Origin of the sequence: Psychrobacillus sp. FSL W7-1457 (assembly GCF_038593405.1) — a bacterium.
GTDB lineage: Bacteria > Bacillota > Bacilli > Bacillales_A > Planococcaceae > Psychrobacillus.
This window is the reverse complement of record NZ_CP151993.1, coordinates 3,742,716-3,761,932: the sequence shown is the minus strand read 5'-3', so window position 1 is coordinate 3,761,932 and position 19,217 is coordinate 3,742,716. Positions and strand designations below refer to the sequence as shown.

The 19,217-nt window shown below is 41.5% G+C and carries 14 protein-coding genes, 6 tRNA genes and 3 rRNA genes; 20 read left to right on the top strand and 3 right to left on the bottom strand.

From position 1 onward, the window contains the following. The first annotated feature begins 7 nt into the window (after positions 1–7). The 3 genes from NSQ95_RS18480 to NSQ95_RS18470 all read left to right on the top strand — a co-directional run bounded on the left by NSQ95_RS18480 (position 8) and on the right by NSQ95_RS18470 (position 3,087). Complete coding sequence (locus NSQ95_RS18480; RefSeq protein WP_342560042.1) at positions 8–1,192, top strand: MFS transporter; 1,185 nt, start codon at positions 8–10, stop codon at positions 1,190–1,192. 51 nt (positions 1,193–1,243) lie between these two features. Next, entirely contained in the window at positions 1,244–1,957 is a 714-nt protein-coding gene (locus tag NSQ95_RS18475) for an N-acetylmuramoyl-L-alanine amidase (RefSeq protein ID WP_251555654.1), read from the top strand. 77 nt (positions 1,958–2,034) lie between these two features. Beyond that, positions 2,035–3,087, top strand: coding sequence for a P-loop NTPase (locus NSQ95_RS18470; RefSeq protein ID WP_169359341.1), 1,053 nt, complete (start codon positions 2,035–2,037; stop codon positions 3,085–3,087). Positions 3,088–3,116: 29 nt separating this feature from the next. Here NSQ95_RS18470 and gerD read toward each other — a convergent pair whose 3' ends face one another. Next, positions 3,117–3,692 carry a spore germination lipoprotein GerD gene (gene gerD, locus NSQ95_RS18465; RefSeq protein WP_340881408.1) on the bottom strand — a complete coding sequence of 192 codons (576 nt, stop codon included), beginning with the start codon at positions 3,690–3,692 and terminating at the stop codon, positions 3,117–3,119. A 137-nt stretch (positions 3,693–3,829) separates the two neighbouring features. On the opposite strand from gerD, the gene NSQ95_RS18460 reads away from it, so the two are divergent. Next, positions 3,830–4,507 (top strand): KinB-signaling pathway activation protein, encoded by a 678-nt coding sequence (locus NSQ95_RS18460; protein WP_251555623.1) that lies wholly within the window; start codon positions 3,830–3,832, stop codon positions 4,505–4,507. Between the two features lie 64 nt (positions 4,508–4,571). Here the strand turns inward: NSQ95_RS18460 and NSQ95_RS18455 are convergent, their stop codons facing one another. Then, complete coding sequence (locus NSQ95_RS18455; RefSeq protein WP_251555622.1) at positions 4,572–5,231, bottom strand: hypothetical protein; 660 nt, start codon at positions 5,229–5,231, stop codon at positions 4,572–4,574. 252 nt (positions 5,232–5,483) lie between these two features. On the opposite strand from NSQ95_RS18455, the gene NSQ95_RS18450 reads away from it, so the two are divergent. From NSQ95_RS18450 to glmM, 16 genes are all read left to right on the top strand, one after another. Beyond that, positions 5,484–7,038, top strand: a 16S ribosomal RNA gene (locus tag NSQ95_RS18450). A gap of 205 nt (positions 7,039–7,243) precedes the next feature. Further along, positions 7,244–10,172, top strand: a 23S ribosomal RNA gene (locus NSQ95_RS18445). Positions 10,173–10,229: 57 nt separating this feature from the next. Next, positions 10,230–10,345, top strand: a 5S ribosomal RNA gene (rrf, locus tag NSQ95_RS18440). The 16S, 23S and 5S rRNA genes sit together here, the layout of an rRNA operon. A gap of 1,057 nt (positions 10,346–11,402) precedes the next feature. Then, positions 11,403–11,477 (top strand) — tRNA-Asn (locus NSQ95_RS18435). Positions 11,478–11,484: 7 nt separating this feature from the next. After that, positions 11,485–11,557 (top strand) — tRNA-Thr (locus NSQ95_RS18430). Positions 11,558–11,665: 108 nt separating this feature from the next. Further along, positions 11,666–11,741 (top strand) — tRNA-Val (locus NSQ95_RS18425). A gap of 27 nt (positions 11,742–11,768) precedes the next feature. After that, positions 11,769–11,852 (top strand) — tRNA-Tyr (locus NSQ95_RS18420). Between the two features lie 5 nt (positions 11,853–11,857). Next, positions 11,858–11,932, top strand: a tRNA-Gln gene (locus tag NSQ95_RS18415). A gap of 18 nt (positions 11,933–11,950) precedes the next feature. Then, positions 11,951–12,023, top strand: a tRNA-Ala gene (locus NSQ95_RS18410). A 131-nt stretch (positions 12,024–12,154) separates the two neighbouring features. After that, positions 12,155–12,733: a GNAT family protein gene (locus tag NSQ95_RS18405; protein WP_340881411.1), complete on the top strand. Its 579-nt coding sequence runs from the start codon at positions 12,155–12,157 to the stop codon at positions 12,731–12,733. Between the two features lie 70 nt (positions 12,734–12,803). Then, positions 12,804–13,706 (top strand): arginase, encoded by a 903-nt coding sequence (gene rocF, locus NSQ95_RS18400; protein ID WP_169360615.1) that lies wholly within the window; start codon positions 12,804–12,806, stop codon positions 13,704–13,706. Between the two features lie 174 nt (positions 13,707–13,880). Next, positions 13,881–14,453 (top strand): RNA polymerase sigma factor SigW, encoded by a 573-nt coding sequence (gene sigW / locus NSQ95_RS18395; protein WP_169360614.1) that lies wholly within the window; start codon positions 13,881–13,883, stop codon positions 14,451–14,453. A gap of 14 nt (positions 14,454–14,467) precedes the next feature. Beyond that, entirely contained in the window at positions 14,468–15,115 is a 648-nt protein-coding gene (locus tag NSQ95_RS18390; RefSeq protein ID WP_169360621.1) for a zf-HC2 domain-containing protein, read from the top strand. 172 nt (positions 15,116–15,287) lie between these two features. Then, positions 15,288–16,124, top strand: a complete 837-nt coding sequence (gene cdaA, locus NSQ95_RS18385; RefSeq protein WP_169360613.1) for a diadenylate cyclase CdaA — start codon at positions 15,288–15,290, stop codon at positions 16,122–16,124. Beyond that, positions 16,117–17,400, top strand: coding sequence for a CdaR family protein (locus tag NSQ95_RS18380; protein ID WP_340881416.1), 1,284 nt, complete (start codon positions 16,117–16,119; stop codon positions 17,398–17,400). Before cdaA ends, NSQ95_RS18380 begins: the two co-directional genes overlap by 8 nt. 35 nt (positions 17,401–17,435) lie before the next feature. After that, the gene (gene glmM / locus NSQ95_RS18375; RefSeq protein WP_340881419.1) at positions 17,436–18,788 is read left to right on the top strand and encodes a phosphoglucosamine mutase; all 1,353 of its coding nucleotides are present in this window, start codon (positions 17,436–17,438) and stop codon (positions 18,786–18,788) included. 138 nt (positions 18,789–18,926) lie between these two features. On the opposite strand, the gene NSQ95_RS18370 is transcribed toward glmM, so the two are convergent. Further along, on the bottom strand, positions 18,927–19,124 hold the full coding sequence (locus tag NSQ95_RS18370; RefSeq protein ID WP_340881421.1) for a hypothetical protein: 198 nt from the start codon (positions 19,122–19,124) through the stop codon (positions 18,927–18,929). Between the last annotated feature and the right edge of the window lie 93 nt (positions 19,125–19,217).

The following is a 19,217-nucleotide window of genomic DNA, read 5'->3' as shown; positions in this document are numbered from 1 at the left end:
GGTTGAGATGAGAAAAAAATTTAATGTTGTTACCTCCACCATTTTGGTGAGCATTTTCTTAGCGAGATTTGGAACATTTTTAGTTATTCCCTATCTTACTTTATTTTTATTGAATGAGTTTGAATATACGGGTGTGCAAATTGGAGCTATACTTTCCACCCTTGCGTTTTCAGGTCTTATTATGAGTTTTTTTATTGGTCCTTATATTGACAAGTTTCCAAAAAATAAAGTAATCATTACCGGTTTAGCTGGGTATCTTGCTTGCTATATATATTTTCCATTTATAGATCAATACGCAGGATTTATCATTTTTGCAATTGTTCTTGGAATGAGTCAATCGATTGTAGAGCCGACCTATCGTGTTCTGTTGAGTCTTTATACGGAACCAGAGAATAGAAGACTAATTTTTAATATCCGATATTTCTTGATTAATATATCTGCTGCTGTAGCACCCCTTACTTCTGTCTATTTTCAGCGTTTTGGACTAGAGAATATATTCTTTGGAGTAGGTTTTATCTTTTTAATCAACATTATTACATTTTTAGTGTTGTTTAAGAAGTATCCAATGGTGAAGCCAGTGGCTAGTGCAAGTAAATCATCTATTTTTCAATCATTTTATGTATTTAAAAAAGATTATGCGTTTAGCATTTTTGTACTAGCTCTTATTTTTGTAACCTTTGGATACAGTCAGTTTGATTCGACCTTCAGCCAATATCTTGGAAGGACGTTTGACGCTGAGCTTGCTGTACAATATTTTGCATGGTTGATCACTACGAATGCTATTACGGTTCTTGTCATTCAATATTTTGTGTATAAGCTTGGTGAGCGGATTAGCACGACTACTTCTCTAATGATAGGAAGTGGGATGTTATCCTTAGGGTTATTAATATTTGGCCAAAGTCCTAATATTATTGTTTTGATTGGAGCAATGATAATCTTCACTGCTGGAGAGGTGCTCGTATTTACAATGGTAGATATACATATAGACAGTATGTGCGAGGATCATGAGAAAGGAACTTACTTCGCTCTAACCGGAGTTAAGTCTATAGGTAGAATAATTGCCCCTAGTTTGGGAGGCATACTCTTAGACAACATAGGAGCTGGAGCTGTCGTGTTTTTTATCATATCTATTATTACAGTTTTATCTGTTCCCTCGTTTTGGATAAGTTCTAAAATGAAGCCTAGAATCTAATCATACTCTTTGTCCCTCGTACGTATAATGAGTGAAAAAGGGGCGATTAATCTGAAGAAATGGTTAACAATTGGGGTTTTATTTTTTGTCACTCTATTAGCTGTAACGTACAGTACGAGAGCAAGTGATATTGGTTTCTTCCTACCAGAGCCTTTGAGTGGGGTAAAGATTGTGATTGATCCAGGCCATGGTGGTATGGATGGCGGCGCTAGTTACGGAGAAATAGTGGAAAGAGATATTACATTAGCTATGTCTCTTAAACTAGAGAAGTTATTGAAGTCTCAAGGGGCAACCGTTGTTATGACAAGAACTAAAGAAGGAGACGCTGTAGCTGAACATTCACCAGATGAGGATTTTCCAACTACAAGAGCTAGAAAACGAGCTGACCTTTTGCTCCGCGAGGAAATAATGAATAACTCTGAGCCGGATATGGTAATCAGTATGCACGTTAATGCTGTGCCAGAGGAGAGATGGAGAGGAGCACAGGTTTTCTATCATGCGGAAGGACATGAAGGCGGCCAGTTATTGGCTAAGTCTATTCAATCTTCTATAAGAACTAACATTGGGAATACAGAAAGAGAAGCACTAGCTATTAAACAAGTATACATTTTAAAGAAAGCGAAAGCCCCGGCGGTATTAGTAGAGACAGGGTTTATAAGCAATACGGAGGAAAGAGAATTGCTAACATCAGACAAATATCAAAACGATATGGTAAATGCAATTGCCAAAGGGATTGGTGTATTTGTAGAGGAAAGCATTTATTGAGCCGTTGATGGGATGGTAGACACTCGTATATGGTATACTATATTGCGAATAGTTAACTAAAGGGGAGTGTCTACACAATGATTAATGAGAATCAAGTTCGTACATTACTTGGGGAATTAAACGATCCGTTTTTACATAGAACGCTTGAAGAAACGAATGGTATCTCTCAAGTTTCAATAAAAGAAGAAAAGAATCATGTTAGCGTTAAGCTTGCAATCGCTAAGATCAATTCTGCGGAGCAGATGCAATTACAAACAAAAGTGGTTGAGGTGTTAAAAAACGCTGGTGCAAATACTGTAGGTATTCGTTTTGAGGAGCTTCCTAAAGAAGTATTGGAGCAGTTCAGAGGAAAAGGGAAAGAAAGCGATAGCGAAGATATTCTTTCTCCAAACAGTAAAGTAAAAATCATCTCAATTGCATCGGGTAAAGGTGGAGTAGGTAAATCTACAGTGTCCGTAAACTTAGCTGTTGCTCTTGCAAGGTTAGGTAAAAAAGTTGCATTAGTAGATGCAGATATTTACGGCTTCAGTGTGCCTGATATGATGGGTGTTAAAGACGTACCACAGATTAAAGAGGATCGAATAATTCCAGTGGAACGCAAAGGCGTAAAAGTAATATCCATGGGATTTTTCGTAGAGAACAATACTCCAGTAGTTTGGCGTGGACCAATGCTAGGGAAAGTGCTAGACCAATTCTTTAAAGACGTAGAGTGGGGAGAGTTAGATTTCTTGCTACTAGATTTACCACCGGGAACTGGTGACGTCGCGTTAGACATACACCAAATGCTACCGGCTTCTAAAGAGATAGTTGTAACCACTCCTCACCCTACAGCTGCGTTTGTAGCAGCGCGTGCAGGTGCAATGGCATTACAGACGGACCATGAGATTCTAGGTGTTATTGAAAATATGTCCTGGTATGAATCTAAATCTACAGGCGAAAAGGAATTTGTTTTTGGAAAAGGTGGAGGACCAAAGCTTGCGGATGAACTTCGTACCGAGCTACTTGGCCAAATTCCATTAGGTCAGCCTGACTGGAACGACATTGACTTTGCTCCTTCTGTATACGGCGAAACGCATGATACAGGGAAGCTATATTTAGAAATAGCTGAAAAAGTGATAGAAAAAGCATAAAGAAAAGGCCGTTTCCATAGAGGAGCGGCCTATTTTTCTTCTTCTTTTTTACCTCCCTCTTCTTTAGAGCCACCTTCTTCTTTAGAAGCACCGGCTTCTTCCACTAGCTTCTGCCATTTTGCTTGGAGGGACGGACTTTGTATAGTTTCTTCCACAACCTTTTGAATTTCTTTTCTCATATCACTCGATTTCAATGTTTTTTCTAATTCTTTTTTCATTTCGTCTGAGCTAAAGAATGTCTCTAAGTCTTTCAGATACTCTGGATCCTTCATCATGCTTTTCATTAAGTCTTCTTGTTGCTTCTTCATGCTCTTAGCCATGGTCTCAGAAAATTTAGGATCCTGGTAAATTTCTTTCCAGAACTCCTCTGCTTCCTTCGAAAGCATTGTCTGTTCTACTGACTTTTTTACTTGCTCACTGTCTATTACAAGCATTTCTTGAAACTTAGGATCCTCTAAAAGAGTTCGAATAGCTTTTTTACCATCCTCTGTCTGTAAAGCATCGATTAACATCTTTTTGTTTTCTTCATATGAAGGAGTACTAGAAGAGTCACTACAACCTGCTAGTAACCCAATACTTAATAAAATCAGGGCGAAATACTTCATTGATTCCTCACCATCCTTTTCAATTATTGTTCACAATTAGTACGGAAATATGTATTGATATTATGAAGAAATAGATTTTTTGATAAATCGTTGTTACAATTGAAGGATGAAATAGAGTAGATGGAGGCAACCTAGCTGTGACAATACGAAATTGGTTTAAATTTTTTATCAATTCCATGCTCATCGGTGGTTTAATAACAGGAGTTTTAGGTCTATTTATCCGTTGGGATGATGCCTTTGCTAAATACTTTGAAGCAGGCCAATGGAGTGAGTTTCTTGCTGCCTTTGCTTTTATGGTAGTAATGGGCTTTACCGTAAGTGTTATTACTCAAATGGGATTTTTCGCATATTTAACGATTCACCAAATGGGTGTAAATATATTTAGAACCCTAACTTTATGGAATTGGGTACAGTTATTAATCATTGCATTTGTCATATTTGATTTAATAATGTTCCGTTTCCGTCCAAACGCGGATACTACTTCGCAAGTATGGCTATATGCTTTCTTGTTAGTCGTTCTAATCGGAACAGGAGTAGTGGTGGCGCTTATTAAAGCAAATAAAACAAAAAAACACGTGTTAATCTCTGCATTGTTCTTTATGATTGTAATTTCAACATTAGAGTGGCTTCCTGTCTTAATGGTAAATGCGGATAACGTCGATAGCTGGGTTACTTTATTGTTGTTCCCAATTTTAGCGGTTAATGCATATCAGTTATTAGCTTTGCCAAAATATAACGCTAAATCTGATGAAGACCGATTAAAACTAGAAGCGCGTAGAAAAGCGAGAAGAGAAGCTACGGCAAAGGTTAAATAAGAAAACTGCTCTGACTATTAGTCGGAGCAGTTTTTATTATAGAAGAATAGTTGAATTCTCTACGCTATTCCGGATAACTTTTGGTTTTCATTTTCATATTAAATATATTTTGTTCAATACTAACAAAAGGTTGTGATCTTAAATATTTTGCAAGCTGGATTGTATCGATTCTTTCTTCTTGGTGGAGCGGAACTGTAAGTATATCTCCCTTCGTAAGCTTAGGCACAGAATTTCCTAAAACTAAAGTAGAGCCTAAAAGATTTACTTCCTCCTTCCAGGCATCCTTTTGAAGTTCAACAGGGAACTCGTAATCAGAAGTCCGAAACCAATCTGGCTTCACACCAATAGCCGCTTCAAATCTAGCTATTTCTTTTTTAAATAGACTCCGGTCCTCTACATACAACAAGCCTTCTTTACCCAGCAGACTAATAGGAATTTTTTTATCCTGCATAATTTTAATAATGGGCTCAGATCGCTCAATCCATTCAATGCTAATGAAAAAATGAGGATAAGGAGCTTTCAAACCTTCTACTAGGGTTTCTACATCCTCTCTACCAAATGATAGGTCGATAGTTACCGTATTCCCATAGGTTCCCTTCGATATAACACTTGGTTTTTCGGTTACTTGGAACACGGGAAGAAGTGTAGAATAAGTATTGGGCGCGAAGAGTAACAGCAAGAATAACAGTATAGAAGTGATGGTTATTAAGAGCTTTGTCTTCAAGGAAACACACACCTTTTCAATTTGTTTTAATAAATTTTATGATTAAGTGTTGACATTCATGTTAAAACGATGTTAAGATACAAAGGTCGCTAAAACAAAACGACAAAATACATTATATGAACATTGAAAACTGAACATGCAAAACGTTAAGACATACAGCATCAACAAGCTTCGGCTTGATTGACGCAAAACAATTTTTGACATCATTTAATGATGATGCCAGCAAAACAAAATGAGCTTTTTAAGTTCTCTATTATGGAGAGTTTGATCCTGGCTCAGGACGAACGCTGGCGGCGTGCCTAATACATGCAAGTCGAGCGGATGATGAAGAAGCTTGCTTCTTCTGATTTAGCGGCGGACGGGTGAGTAACACGTGGGCAACCTGCCCTGTAGATTGGGATAACTCCGGGAAACCGGGGCTAATACCGAATAATCCATTCCCTCACATGAGGAAATGTTAAAAGACGGCATCTCGCTGTCACTACAGGATGGGCCCGCGGCGCATTAGCTAGTTGGTGAGGTAACGGCTCACCAAGGCGACGATGCGTAGCCGACCTGAGAGGGTGATCGGCCACACTGGGACTGAGACACGGCCCAGACTCCTACGGGAGGCAGCAGTAGGGAATCTTCCACAATGGACGAAAGTCTGATGGAGCAACGCCGCGTGAGTGAAGAAGGTTTTCGGATCGTAAAACTCTGTTGTGAGGGAAGAACAAGTACGAGAGTAACTGCTCGTACCTTGACGGTACCTCATTAGAAAGCCACGGCTAACTACGTGCCAGCAGCCGCGGTAATACGTAGGTGGCAAGCGTTGTCCGGAATTATTGGGCGTAAAGCGCGCGCAGGCGGTCCTTTAAGTCTGATGTGAAAGCCCACGGCTCAACCGTGGAGGGTCATTGGAAACTGGGGGACTTGAGTACAGAAGAGGAAAGCGGAATTCCAAGTGTAGCGGTGAAATGCGTAGAGATTTGGAGGAACACCAGTGGCGAAGGCGGCTTTCTGGTCTGTAACTGACGCTGAGGCGCGAAAGCGTGGGGAGCAAACAGGATTAGATACCCTGGTAGTCCACGCCGTAAACGATGAGTGCTAAGTGTTAGGGGGTTTCCGCCCCTTAGTGCTGCAGCTAACGCATTAAGCACTCCGCCTGGGGAGTACGGTCGCAAGACTGAAACTCAAAGGAATTGACGGGGGCCCGCACAAGCGGTGGAGCATGTGGTTTAATTCGAAGCAACGCGAAGAACCTTACCAGGTCTTGACATCCCGCTGACCGGCCTAGAGATAGGCTTTTCCCTTCGGGGACAGCGGTGACAGGTGGTGCATGGTTGTCGTCAGCTCGTGTCGTGAGATGTTGGGTTAAGTCCCGCAACGAGCGCAACCCTTGATCTTAGTTGCCAGCATTCAGTTGGGCACTCTAAGGTGACTGCCGGTGATAAACCGGAGGAAGGTGGGGATGACGTCAAATCATCATGCCCCTTATGACCTGGGCTACACACGTGCTACAATGGACGGTACAGAGGGTCGCAACCCCGCGAGGGTGAGCAAATCCCATAAAACCGTTCTCAGTTCGGATTGTAGGCTGCAACTCGCCTACATGAAGCCGGAATCGCTAGTAATCGTGGATCAGCATGCCACGGTGAATACGTTCCCGGGCCTTGTACACACCGCCCGTCACACCACGAGAGTTTGTAACACCCGAAGTCGGTGGGGTAACCCTTTTGGGAGCCAGCCGCCGAAGGTGGGACAGATGATTGGGGTGAAGTCGTAACAAGGTAGCCGTATCGGAAGGTGCGGCTGGATCACCTCCTTTCTAAGGATATATTCGGAATACAGATTTTTATCTGTATCTTAACGTTTTGCAGTTCAGTTTTGAATGTTCATTCTATATGAGCATTTAAAGCTTTTTAACTTGTTCTTTGAAAACTGGATAAAACGACATCAAAAAAAGAAACAAACGCAAGATATTCAAATTGTGATCACTTACGTGATTGCAAGTGTAGTACTTTTAACTTTTAGGTTAAGTTAATAAGGGCGCACGGTGGATGCCTTGGCACTAGGAGTCGATGAAGGACGGCACTAACACCGATATGCTTCGGGGAGCTGTAAGTGAGCTTCGATCCGAAGATTTCCGAATGGGGAAACCCACTGCCCGTAATGGGGCAGTACATTTGCGTGAATACATAGCGCATCTGAGACACACCCAGGGAACTGAAACATCTAAGTACCTGGAGGAAGAGAAAGAAAATTCGATTCCCTGAGTAGCGGCGAGCGAAACGGGAAGAGCCCAAACCAAGAGGCTTGCCTCTTGGGGTTGTAGGACACTCTATACGGAGTTACAAAAGAATGAGCTAGACGAAGCGACCTGGAAAGGTCCGCAGGATAGGGTAAAAGCCCCGTAGTCAAAAGTTCATTCCCTCCAGAGTGTATCCTGAGTACGGCGGAACACGTGAAATTCCGTCGGAATCCGGGAGGACCATCTCCCAAGGCTAAATACTACCTAGTGACCGATAGTGAACCAGTACCGTGAGGGAAAGGTGAAAAGCACCCCGGAAGGGGAGTGAAATAGACCCTGAAACCGTGTGCCTACAAATAGTCAAAGCCCGTTAACGGGTGATGGCGTGCCTTTTGTAGAATGAACCGGCGAGTTACGATTACATGCGAGGTTAAGTTGAGAAGACGGAGCCGCAGCGAAAGCGAGTCTGAATAGGGCGAATGAGTATGTGGTCGTAGACCCGAAACCAGGTGATCTACCCATGTCCAGGATGAAGGTGAGGTAACACTTACTGGAGGTCCGAACCCACGCACGTTGAAAAGTGCGGGGATGAGGTGTGGGTAGCGGAGAAATTCCAATCGAACCTGGAGATAGCTGGTTCTCTCCGAAATAGCTTTAGGGCTAGCCTCAAACGTTAGAATCTTGGAGGTAGAGCACTGTTTGGACTAGGGGCCCATCCCGGGTTACCGAATTCAGACAAACTCCGAATGCCAATGATTTATGTTTGGGAGTCAGACTGCGAGTGATAAGATCCGTAGTCAAGAGGGAAACAGCCCAGACCACCAGCTAAGGTCCCAAAGTATTTGTTAAGTGGAAAAGGATGTGGCGTTGCTTAGACAACCAGGATGTTGGCTTAGAAGCAGCCATCATTTAAAGAGTGCGTAATAGCTCACTGGTCGAGTGACGCTGCGCCGAAAATGTATCGGGGCTAAACAAATCACCGAAGCTGTGGATTGATACCTTTGGTATCAGTGGTAGGAGAGCGTTCTAAGGGCGTTGAAGTCAGACCGGAAGGACTGGTGGAGCGCTTAGAAGTGAGAATGCCGGTATGAGTAGCGAAAGATGGGTGAGAATCCCATCCACCGTATGACTAAGGTTTCCTGAGGAAGGCTCGTCCGCTCAGGGTTAGTCGGGACCTAAGTCGAGGCCGATAGGCGTAGACGATGGACAACAGGTTGATATTCCTGTACCACCACCCCACCGTTTGAGTGATGGGGGGACGCAGTAGGATAGGGTAAGCGTGCTGTTGGTTATGCACGTCCAAGCAGTGAGGTGTGAGTGTAGGCAAATCCGCACTCTGTAACATTGAGCTGTGATGGCAAGGACGTATGTCCGGAGTTCCTGATTTCACACTGCCAAGAAAAGCCTCTAACGAGGTGGGAGGTGCCCGTACCGCAAACCGACACAGGTAGTCGAGGAGAGAATCCTAAGGTGAGCGAGAGAACTCTCGTTAAGGAACTCGGCAAAATGACCCCGTAACTTCGGGAGAAGGGGTGCTCTTTTGGGTGAATAGCCTAGAAGAGCCGCAGTGAATAGGCCCAGGCGACTGTTTAGCAAAAACACAGGTCTCTGCAAAACCGTAAGGTGAAGTATAGGGGCTGACGCCTGCCCGGTGCTGGAAGGTTAAGAGGAGTGCTTAGCGCAAGCGAAGGTGCGAATTGAAGCCCCAGTAAACGGCGGCCGTAACTATAACGGTCCTAAGGTAGCGAAATTCCTTGTCGGGTAAGTTCCGACCCGCACGAAAGGCGTAACGATCTGGGCACTGTCTCAACGAGAGACTCGGTGAAATTATAGTACCTGTGAAGATGCAGGTTACCCGCGACAGGACGGAAAGACCCCGTGGAGCTTTACTGTAGCTTGATATTGAATTTTGGTGCAACTTGTACAGGATAGGTAGGAGCCTTAGAGCCCGGAGCGCCAGCTTCGGAGGAGGCGTCGGTGGGATACTACCCTGGTTGTATTGAAATTCTAACCCATACCCGTAACCCGGGTAGGAGACAGTGTCAGGCGGGCAGTTTGACTGGGGCGGTCGCCTCCTAAAGTGTAACGGAGGCGCCCAAAGGTTCCCTCAGAATGGTTGGAAATCATTCGAAGAGTGTAAAGGCAGAAGGGAGCTTGACTGCGAGACCTACAAGTCGAGCAGGGTCGAAAGACGGGCTTAGTGATCCGGTGGTTCCGCATGGAAGGGCCATCGCTCAACGGATAAAAGCTACCCCGGGGATAACAGGCTTATCTCCCCCAAGAGTCCACATCGACGGGGAGGTTTGGCACCTCGATGTCGGCTCATCGCATCCTGGGGCTGTAGTCGGTCCCAAGGGTTGGGCTGTTCGCCCATTAAAGCGGTACGCGAGCTGGGTTCAGAACGTCGTGAGACAGTTCGGTCCCTATCCGTCGTGGGCGTAGGAAATTTGAGAGGAGCTGTCCTTAGTACGAGAGGACCGGGATGGACACACCGCTGGTGTACCAGTTGTTCTGCCAAGGGCATCGCTGGGTAGCTATGTGTGGACGGGATAAGTGCTGAAAGCATCTAAGCACGAAGCCCCCCTCAAGATGAGATTTCCCATTACGCAAGTAAGTAAGATCCCTCAAAGACGATGAGGTAGATAGGTTCGGGGTGGAAGCGTGGCGACACGTGCAGCTGACGAATACTAATCGATCGAGGACTTAACCAAATTGTTTGTTTCGATTAATGATGTCTTTTATCCAGTTTTGAGTGAACAACTCAAAAGTCTAGTGATGATGGCGAAGAGGTCACACCCGTTCCCATACCGAACACGGAAGTTAAGCTCTTCAGCGCCGATGGTAGTTGGGGGTCTCCCCCTGCAAGAGTAGGACGTCGCTGGGCAACTAAAGGAAGTCGTCACCGAGCAATCGGTGGCGGCTTTTTTGTTTCAAAAAAAAAGCCGAAGGCACTCTCTCCCTAAGGAAGTGAGCGAGAAGCCGGAGGGGCAAAGAGTTCGAGGAAGCAAAGAAGAGAGGCTCGGAGCGTATGGCATACGCGAGAACCGAACGACTGCGGCTGACGAAGAAATCTGCCGCCCATCTGGTTTCGCAGCCGCGGATGGTAGTTGGAGGGTCGCCCCTGCAAGAGTAGGACGTCGCTGGGCAACTAAAGGAAGTCGTCACCGAGTAATCGGTGGCGGCTTTTTTGTTTTGTCCTGTATCAAAAAAAAGCCGAAGGCATTCTCTCCCTAAGGAAGTGAGCGAGAAGCCGGAGGGGCAAAGAGTTCGAGGAACTGAACGACTGTGGCTGGTGTTTTTTTGTTTAGAAGGCAATCTCTCCCCAGAAATTACAAAAATACTTAAGCATGTTATGAATAGGGCAAGGAAAGAGTTACGAGTAATAATTACGTGAGCCTGATCAAAAAGGCGTTTAAACTCTGTGACAGCTGTGATTCCTGCTCGTACCATTCGTCTACTTTAAAAGCACTCTCCTAGCAATAATTAAATCTTTTAATGAGCGTTGAATTTTATATAGAATGCACTACCTATAAAATACTAACATTAATTACTCTATTGATTGGAGAGGCAGACGGCGACTCCCCCCGCGGAAAGCTTACGTCTAGAGCGAAAACCAACTCTACTTTAAACATAAAAAAGCAATATTAAATTTCACTGTTCTCTATTAATAGCTTAAATTTTTGGCTATAAATAAGAATTAAAAAATAGATTAAAAAAACTCTAAATAAAAAATTCTTCTACGCATATTTCTAAATAAAAATGGACAATATAATATGGTGAAGCATCTTCTATGAAATAAAATATAGAGAATATCATTCAAAAAGATGGTAACTTCTATATGTTGGAACCTTGAATATTTCATTGGAAAAATACCTAAATTAAGCTTGAAATTTAAAGTATACTTGTTATAATTATATTTGTACTTTAAATAATAAGAACGTTCCGAAGTAGCTCAGTGGTAGAGCAATCGGCTGTTAACCGATTGGTCGTAGGTTCGAGTCCTACCTTCGGAGCCATTTTTATGCTTCCATAGCTCAGTAGGTAGAGTGCTTCCATGGTAAGGAAGAGGTCACCGGTTCAAATCCGGTTGGAAGCTTTTCTATTTTACATAAAAGTAGGGAATGTACATAAAAAAATGCTTGTTTTGAAGTAATACTTATGCTAAACTATTAATTGTCCGGTTTTTAAAGAGGATTACTGTTTTGGAGGATTAGCTCAGCTGGGAGAGCATCTGCCTTACAAGCAGAGGGTCGGCGGTTCGAGCCCGTCATCCTCCACCATAAAGTTTAAAGTTTTTATAATAGCCTGGAGGGGTAGCGAAGTGGCTAAACGCGGCGGACTGTAAATCCGCTCCTTAGGGTTCGGCGGTTCGAATCCGTCCCCCTCCACCAGTTTTTGGGGTATAGCCAAGCGGTAAGGCAACGGATTTTGATTCCGTCATGCCCTGGTTCGAATCCAGGTACCCCAGCCATTTTCTATTATCTATTATGGGGCCTTAGCTCAGCTGGGAGAGCGCCTGCCTTGCACGCAGGAGGTCAGCGGTTCGATCCCGCTAGGCTCCATTTTAATTCTAATGTGTGTATACTGTACTCTTTTCATTCAATTGAAAAGAGTTTTTTTGTATTTAGATATATAACAAAATAACTTCTACATTCCGATATAAATAGAAAAAGAGAAGAGGTTGTGAGAGGAAATGGAAAGCTTAATCCTAGGGGATGTTACGTTAAGATTGTTAACGAAAAGCGATATACCGTTACTGTGGGAGCTGTATGAGCCTAGCGTATTTGAATATATGTTACATAGGGTAGAAAGTGAAGAACAGCTAGGAGATTGGCTGCAGGCAGGAATTGATCAAATGCAAGGTCAACAAACCGCAATTGTTTATGTAGTGGAACATACAGATACCAAGAAAATAATGGGTACGACTAGGATTTACGGGATAGATCAAGTTAACCGTGCTTGTGAAATTGGCTCTACTTTTTACGGGAAAGCTTTTCAGAGAACTCATGTAAATACGACCTGTAAGTTCTTGATGCTCCAGCATTGCTTTGAGGCGTTGGGGATGATTCGTGTGCAGTTTAAAACCGACGAGTTAAACTTACCGTCACAGCGAGCTATTGAAAGAATTGGGGGCATCAAGGAAGGTGTGTTAAGGAACGAACGTGTGAGATCCAACGGGACCGTCAGAAACGCGGTTTTATATTCGATTGTAAATGAAGAATGGGCAGAAGCAAAAAAATATCTTCAATTATTAATGAATAAATATACATGAAAATGCTGAGTTGAGCCAACTGCCTTTAAGGAATTACAATAAGTGTATGAACTAAAGGGGGTATAAAATAATGAATAAATTAAATCTAACAATTATAGGGGTTCCCATGGATCTTGGCCAAAATAGACGTGGGGTAGATATGGGACCAAGTGCTATTCGTTATGCTGGAGTAGTGGAACGCTTAACTGACCTTGGTCATACGGTGAAGGATGAAGGGGATATTTTAATCAGTCAGACTAGAAAAAAAGAATCATCTACTACCTTAAGAAATTTAGAGCAGGTGATTGAAGCTAATACAGCTCTTGCCAATAAAGTGCATGCGGTTGTAGAGGCAGGTGATTTCCCACTTGTCCTAGGTGGAGATCATAGTATAGCTATCGGTACATTAGCAGGTCTTTCTGATCATTATGAAAATCTAGGGGTTATCTGGTACGATGCTCATGCAGACTTAAACACTGCTGAAACTTCTCCATCGGGAAATATTCATGGTATGCCATTAGCCGTAAGCATAGGCTTAGGTCACAAGGATTTAGTGAACATACGTGAATTTGCACCGAAGATTAAACCCGAGAATATAGTTATAATTGGCGCCCGCTCTGTAGACCCGGGAGAGAGAGAACTGATTAGAGAAAAAGGTATTAAAGTTTTCTCCATGCATGAAATAGATAAGCTAGGAATGACCGAGGTTATGAATCAAACGATAACTTACTTCCTGGAACGTAAAGTGGACGGTGTGCATTTATCTCTTGACTTAGATGGATTAGATCCGCTATATACACCTGGAGTGGGAACGCCGGTACCAGGAGGTATAAGCTATCGTGAAAGTCATTTAGCTATGGAAATGCTTTATTCCTCTCATTTAATTTCATCTGCTGAATTTGTAGAAGTAAATCCTATTCTCGATGAGAAAAATAAAACAGCTGATACTGCAGTAGCACTTATGGGCTCATTATTTGGAGAAAGCTTAATATAATAGTTTTATTAGTATTTTAGGAAAAGCAGGCTAATTGTCAGCTTTTTCTTTTTTTTAACAACACAACACAGGAAATATTTGATAAAATTAAAATAATATAAAAAAATGAAACCTGTTGAATCCTTCTTACGTATAGGTAGAGACAGCCGCATAGAGCGGAGGGGAAATCACACGATGGATGCGATAGTTAACAAAAGAATAAAACAAGTACTTAAAGGAGATAAAGACGCATTCGCGGAGATTGTCGACCTTTACCAAAATAGGCTTTTCCAAGTTTGTTATAGAATGCTTGGCAATCGTCACGAAGCTGAAGATATAGCACAAGAGGCATTTGTCCGGGCCTATATAAATATTCATACATTCGATCAAAAGAGAAAATTTTCTACGTGGCTGTATCGTATTGCTACCAATTTATGTATTGATCGTATACGTAAAAAAAAGCCTGATTATTATTTAGATGCAGAAGTAAAAGGTACGGAAGGTCTCGACATGTATTCTCAAATAGCTGCCTCTGACGAACTTCCTGAGGAAGAGTTGATGAAACTTGAGCTACAAGATAGAATTCAATATGAGATCAGCCGTCTTCCAGATAAGTATCGATCTGCTATAGTGCTTAAATACATGGAGGAACTATCATTACAGGAAATAAGTGAAATTTTAGATCTCCCATTAGGCACAGTAAAAACAAGAATACATCGAGGTCGGGAAGCACTTAGAAAACAATTAAGTAAACAACCGAATCTTTAATAGGAGGAATCATGATGAGTGCGTGTCCAGAACGAATTGTTCACTATATGCATGAATATCTAGATGGTGAAATTAGTCGTGAACACGAGCTGGAGCTCAAGTCACACTTGCAGTCGTGCCAAGAGTGTCGCAATCATATGCATGAGTTAAGCGATGTAGTAGCCTTTGTAAAAGGAGCAGCTCATGTAGAGGCACCAAATGATTTTACTCTATCAGTTATGTCTAGACTTCCAAAAGAAAAATCACATACAGGTGTAAGCAGATGGTTTAGACAGCATCCTGTTCTTACGGCAGCAGCTATGTTTATGCTTTTAATGAGTAGTGCCCTTTTCTCCAATTATAATAACGACCAACAGTTTTCATTCACAAAGCAAGAGAATGTTATTGTCGAGGGAGAAACAGTTATAATCCCTGAGGGACAAGTCGTTAAAGGAGATTTGATAGTTAAGAATGGTGATGTGCGCGTTGATGGAGAATTGGACGGCAATTTAACAGTGATTAATGGGTCCATTATCGACGGTTCTAAATATATGGCTTCCACAGCCAATGTTACAGGTAAAAGTGAGGAAATTAACAAAGCATTTGACTGGTTATGGTATACCATAAAAGATACTGCTAATGAAATTACCTCTTTCTTTAAAAGCGATAAGACTGAAGAATAAAAATAGAAATAAATACCCCGAGAAACACATATATTATCCTATCTTTTTAAAAAAGGAGTCTATCCAGGAACCTGGATAGACTTTTTGCGTTAGTATTAGAACGAGAAATCTATACTTCAAATATGTTATACTTACTTTATATGGATTTGCGAGAAAAAGTGGGGGATGCCCAATGTCGTTTATGGAACAATTTACAGACTTGATGCCAGTGAACGTAATCGTCAATATATTAGACGTTTTGTTCGTATGGTTCGTTATATATAAATTAATTACTCTTATTAAAGGTACAAAAGCAGTTCAATTATTAAAAGGTATCTTTGTCATCGTTATTGCAAAAGTAGTAACTGATTTTCTAGGTTTAGATACACTTGGCTGGATGTTAAATCAAGTTATCACATATGGTTTCTTAGCAATTATTATCATTTTCCAACCTGAGATCAGAAGAGCACTTGAACAAATAGGTAGGGGGAAATTGTTTTCTAGAAGCTCTCTACAAGAGGAAGAAGAGCAGACTCGTCTAATAGAAGCAATGACCAAGTCTGTTAGCTATATGGCAAAGCGTCGAATTGGTGCTTTAATTTCCATCGAACGAGAGACTGGATTGACAGAATATATTGAGACGGGAATACCTTTAAATGCCCACTTAACTTCTGAGTTAATGATTAATATTTTTATTCCAAATACGCCACTACATGATGGGGCGGTTATTGTTCAAAAAAATAAGATTGTTTCTGCTGGCTGTTACTTACCACTTTCTGAAAGTCCTTTTATCTCGAAGGAGCTTGGAACAAGGCATAGAGCTGCAATAGGGCTTAGTGAGGTCACAGATGCTATTACAATTGTAGTTTCAGAGGAAACAGGAGCAGTAAGCCTTACTTCTAACGGAGACCTACATCGAAATCTTTCAATGGATGAATTTAAAAATCATTTAACAAGACTTTGGTTTGGTCCAACTGAGGAGCAAGTGACACCTTCTAAGTGGCGATGGAGGGGGAAACAAAATGGATAAAATGATGAATAATCCGTGGCTTTTGCGAATTATTACACTTACCTTTGCCATATTGCTGTTTGTTTCCGTGAAATCGGATTTGGAATCTGATCATCAGAACTCTAGCAACAATGCAATTGACGTATTAAGGGATGTTCCAGTAGAAGTCTATTATGATGATGAAAATTTAGTCGTCACTGGAGTTCCAGATACGGTAGATGTAAATATACAAGGCCCTGCAAACTTTGTGACTTCGGCAAAGATTATGAAGGACTACAAGCTGTTTGTAGACTTAAGAGAACTTCCAATGGGCGAACATAGAGTTGCTATATCACAGGAAAATTTCTCAGAAAAATTAAAGGTCCGAACAGACCCCGTATATGTGAATGTAGTAATTGAAGAAAAAATCACCCAGGAATTCCGGGTAGATCTTGACATGAATGAAAGCCTGTTAGCAGAGAACTATGTCATGACTTCTTCTGTAGAACCTCGAACAGTAAACGTAACAGGAGCAAAAAGTGTTATACAATCTATAGGCTATGTAAAAGCAACCATTTCGAGCGAAAAAGGCATAGATAAGTCCTTTGAGCAAGAAGCTAGCGTTAGAGTGCTTGATTTGGATCTTAATAAGCTTGATGTCTCTGTTGAGCCGAGAACTGTAAATGTTAAAGTGACAGTTGAAGAATACAGTAAAGAAGTACCTATCTCGCTTTCGAAAAAAGGAACTCCAAAGGAAGGTTTAACTATTAATGCACTATCAACAGCGACTCAGAAGGTGCGGGTATATGGTCCTAGGTCAGTTGTTGATAAAATTGATAGGTTGAATGTCGATGTAGATGTGAGTAAAATTGAAGACACTGGGTCAATCAGTGTTAAAATGGTTGTGCCTGAGGGAGTGACCAAATTATCTCAAGAAAAAATTGATATAAAAGCAGATGTTACAAGCGCAACACCCCCTTCCAACGGTACGGATGAAGCCGAGAAGGAAGATGAGGACACAGCTGTAGCTGATGAGATAACAGAGAAGTCCTTTACAGAAATGAGGATAGCTGTAAAAGGATTACCAGAGCAGCTAGCGAGTAGCTTCGAAACACCTACTGATGGAATAATTTCTGTTGTGGCCAAGGGAACACCGGATGCCTTGAAAGATATTCAGTCAGGGGACATTTCTATCTACGTAGATGCCCAAAACATAGAAGTTGGTGAAAGAATTCTTCCTATTCAAATTGATGGTCCTTCTAATGTAGAATGGCAAACATCTGAATCCGAAGCAAAATTAATGATAAAAGACGCATAAAAGCAGGATAACAGGTAATTAAGGAGAGAAGATTAATGGGAAAATATTTTGGTACAGACGGAGTAAGAGGTGTAGCAAACGAGGAATTAACACCGGAATTAGCATTTAAATTAGGTCGCTTTGGTGGATATATTTTAACAAAAGATACTAAAGAGCGAGCAAAGGTACTCATTGGACGGGATACACGTATTTCTGGACATATGCTAGAGGGCGCGCTTGTTGCTGGTCTTTTATCTGTCGGAGTGGAAGTAATGCGATTAGGTGTTATTAGTACACCGGGAGTAGCTTATCTTACACGTGTAATGAGCGCAGATGCTGGTGTAATGATTTCTGCTTCCCATAACCCCGTGGAAGATAACGGTATCAAATTCTTTGGTTCAGATGGGTTTAAGCTTACGGATGAGCAAGAAGAACAAATTGAGCAGTTGCTTGATGCAGAGAAGGATGAATTGCCAAGACCCACAGGTGGTGGTGTCGGATCCGTATCCGATTACTTCGAAGGCGGTCAAAAATACATTCAATATCTTAAGCAATCAATTGATGAAGACTTCGTAGGCATTCATGTAGCCTTAGACTGTGCGAATGGTGCAACATCTTCCTTAGGTACTCATGTATTTGCTGACTTAGATGCCGACCTTTCGACAATGGGAGTTTCGCCTAACGGCTTGAATATAAACGATGGTGTAGGGTCTACACATCCAGAAGGCTTAGCTAAGTTTGTTCTTGAAAAGGGAGCAAATGTTGGATTAGCATTTGATGGTGATGGAGATAGAATTATCGCAGTAGATGAAAAAGGGAACATCGTTGATGGCGACCAAATCATGTATATCTGTGCAAAATATCTTAATTCCCTAGGACGATTAAACAACAAGACAGTTGTTTCTACTGTTATGAGTAACATGGGCTTCTATAAAGCACTTGAGGCGAATGATATGACAAGTGTAAAAACTTCTGTTGGAGATCGTTATGTTGTAGAAGAGATGAAGAAGAATGGTTACAACCTGGGTGGAGAACAATCTGGTCATATTATCTTCCTAGATTACAATACTACAGGTGATGGTTTGTTAACCGGCTTACAGCTTGTAAACATTATGAAGGTAACAGGGAAGAAACTTTCTGAGCTAGCAGCTGAAATGAAAGTCTTTCCTCAAAAGCTAGTAAATGTACGCGTTACTGATAAGCATGCTGTTACTGAGAATGATAAAGTAGCTGCAATCATTAGTGAAGTGGAGACAGAAATGGCTGGTAACGGACGCGTGTTAGTTCGTCCTTCAGGAACAGAACCATTAGTTCGCGTAATGGTAGAGGCTTCTACCGTAGAAGACTGTGAGAAATATGTAAATCGTATAGTTGAAGTAGTAAAAGCAGAAATGGGATTAGTAGACTAAAGATATAATATAACCTTGACCGGTAGAATTACGGTCGGGGTTTTTTGTTGGCTATGTTAAAGGAAAAGTTGAAAAAGACATATAAAAATGAGCTAGGATATTTTCTCCTGGCTCATTTTACTTCGATATTGCTTTTTACTATGCACCCGTAGAATTAATTCCAATTTGTTTATTTACATCAACAATTAAACAAATTAATAAACCAAAAATAACACCTAAAAACGTTGAAAAAAATAACATATCTTCCGGTAAGTATAGTCGCGAACTGATTATAATATGACTTATAAAACCAAATAAACCTCCTAAAATAATACTAATAATTATCTTTTTTAACATATATATTCCCCCTTTTAATATTCGACTACTTTCTTAATCTAAACTAACCTTCCCCGTTGATTTTAGTTTTATATTTAACAAATAAACCATATA

Bases quoted from the DNA above. Each gene is read 5' to 3' on its own strand.
- NSQ95_RS18480 (WP_342560042.1), top strand. From the start codon at position 8: ATGAGAAAAAAATTTAATGTTGTTACCTCCACCATTTTGGTGAGCATT.
- NSQ95_RS18470 (WP_169359341.1), top strand. From the start codon at position 2,035: ATGATTAATGAGAATCAAGTTCGTACATTACTTGGGGAATTAAACGAT.
- gerD (WP_340881408.1), bottom strand. From the start codon at position 3,692: ATGAAGTATTTCGCCCTGATTTTATTAAGTATTGGGTTACTAGCAGGT.
- NSQ95_RS18405 (WP_340881411.1), top strand. From the start codon at position 12,155: ATGGAAAGCTTAATCCTAGGGGATGTTACGTTAAGATTGTTAACGAAA.
- rocF (WP_169360615.1), top strand. From the start codon at position 12,804: ATGAATAAATTAAATCTAACAATTATAGGGGTTCCCATGGATCTTGGC.
- sigW (WP_169360614.1), top strand. From the start codon at position 13,881: ATGGATGCGATAGTTAACAAAAGAATAAAACAAGTACTTAAAGGAGAT.
- NSQ95_RS18390 (WP_169360621.1), top strand. From the start codon at position 14,468: ATGAGTGCGTGTCCAGAACGAATTGTTCACTATATGCATGAATATCTA.
- cdaA (WP_169360613.1), top strand. From the start codon at position 15,288: ATGTCGTTTATGGAACAATTTACAGACTTGATGCCAGTGAACGTAATC.
- NSQ95_RS18380 (WP_340881416.1), top strand. From the start codon at position 16,117: ATGGATAAAATGATGAATAATCCGTGGCTTTTGCGAATTATTACACTT.
- glmM (WP_340881419.1), top strand. From the start codon at position 17,436: ATGGGAAAATATTTTGGTACAGACGGAGTAAGAGGTGTAGCAAACGAG.
- NSQ95_RS18370 (WP_340881421.1), bottom strand. From the start codon at position 19,124: ATGTTAAAAAAGATAATTATTAGTATTATTTTAGGAGGTTTATTTGGT.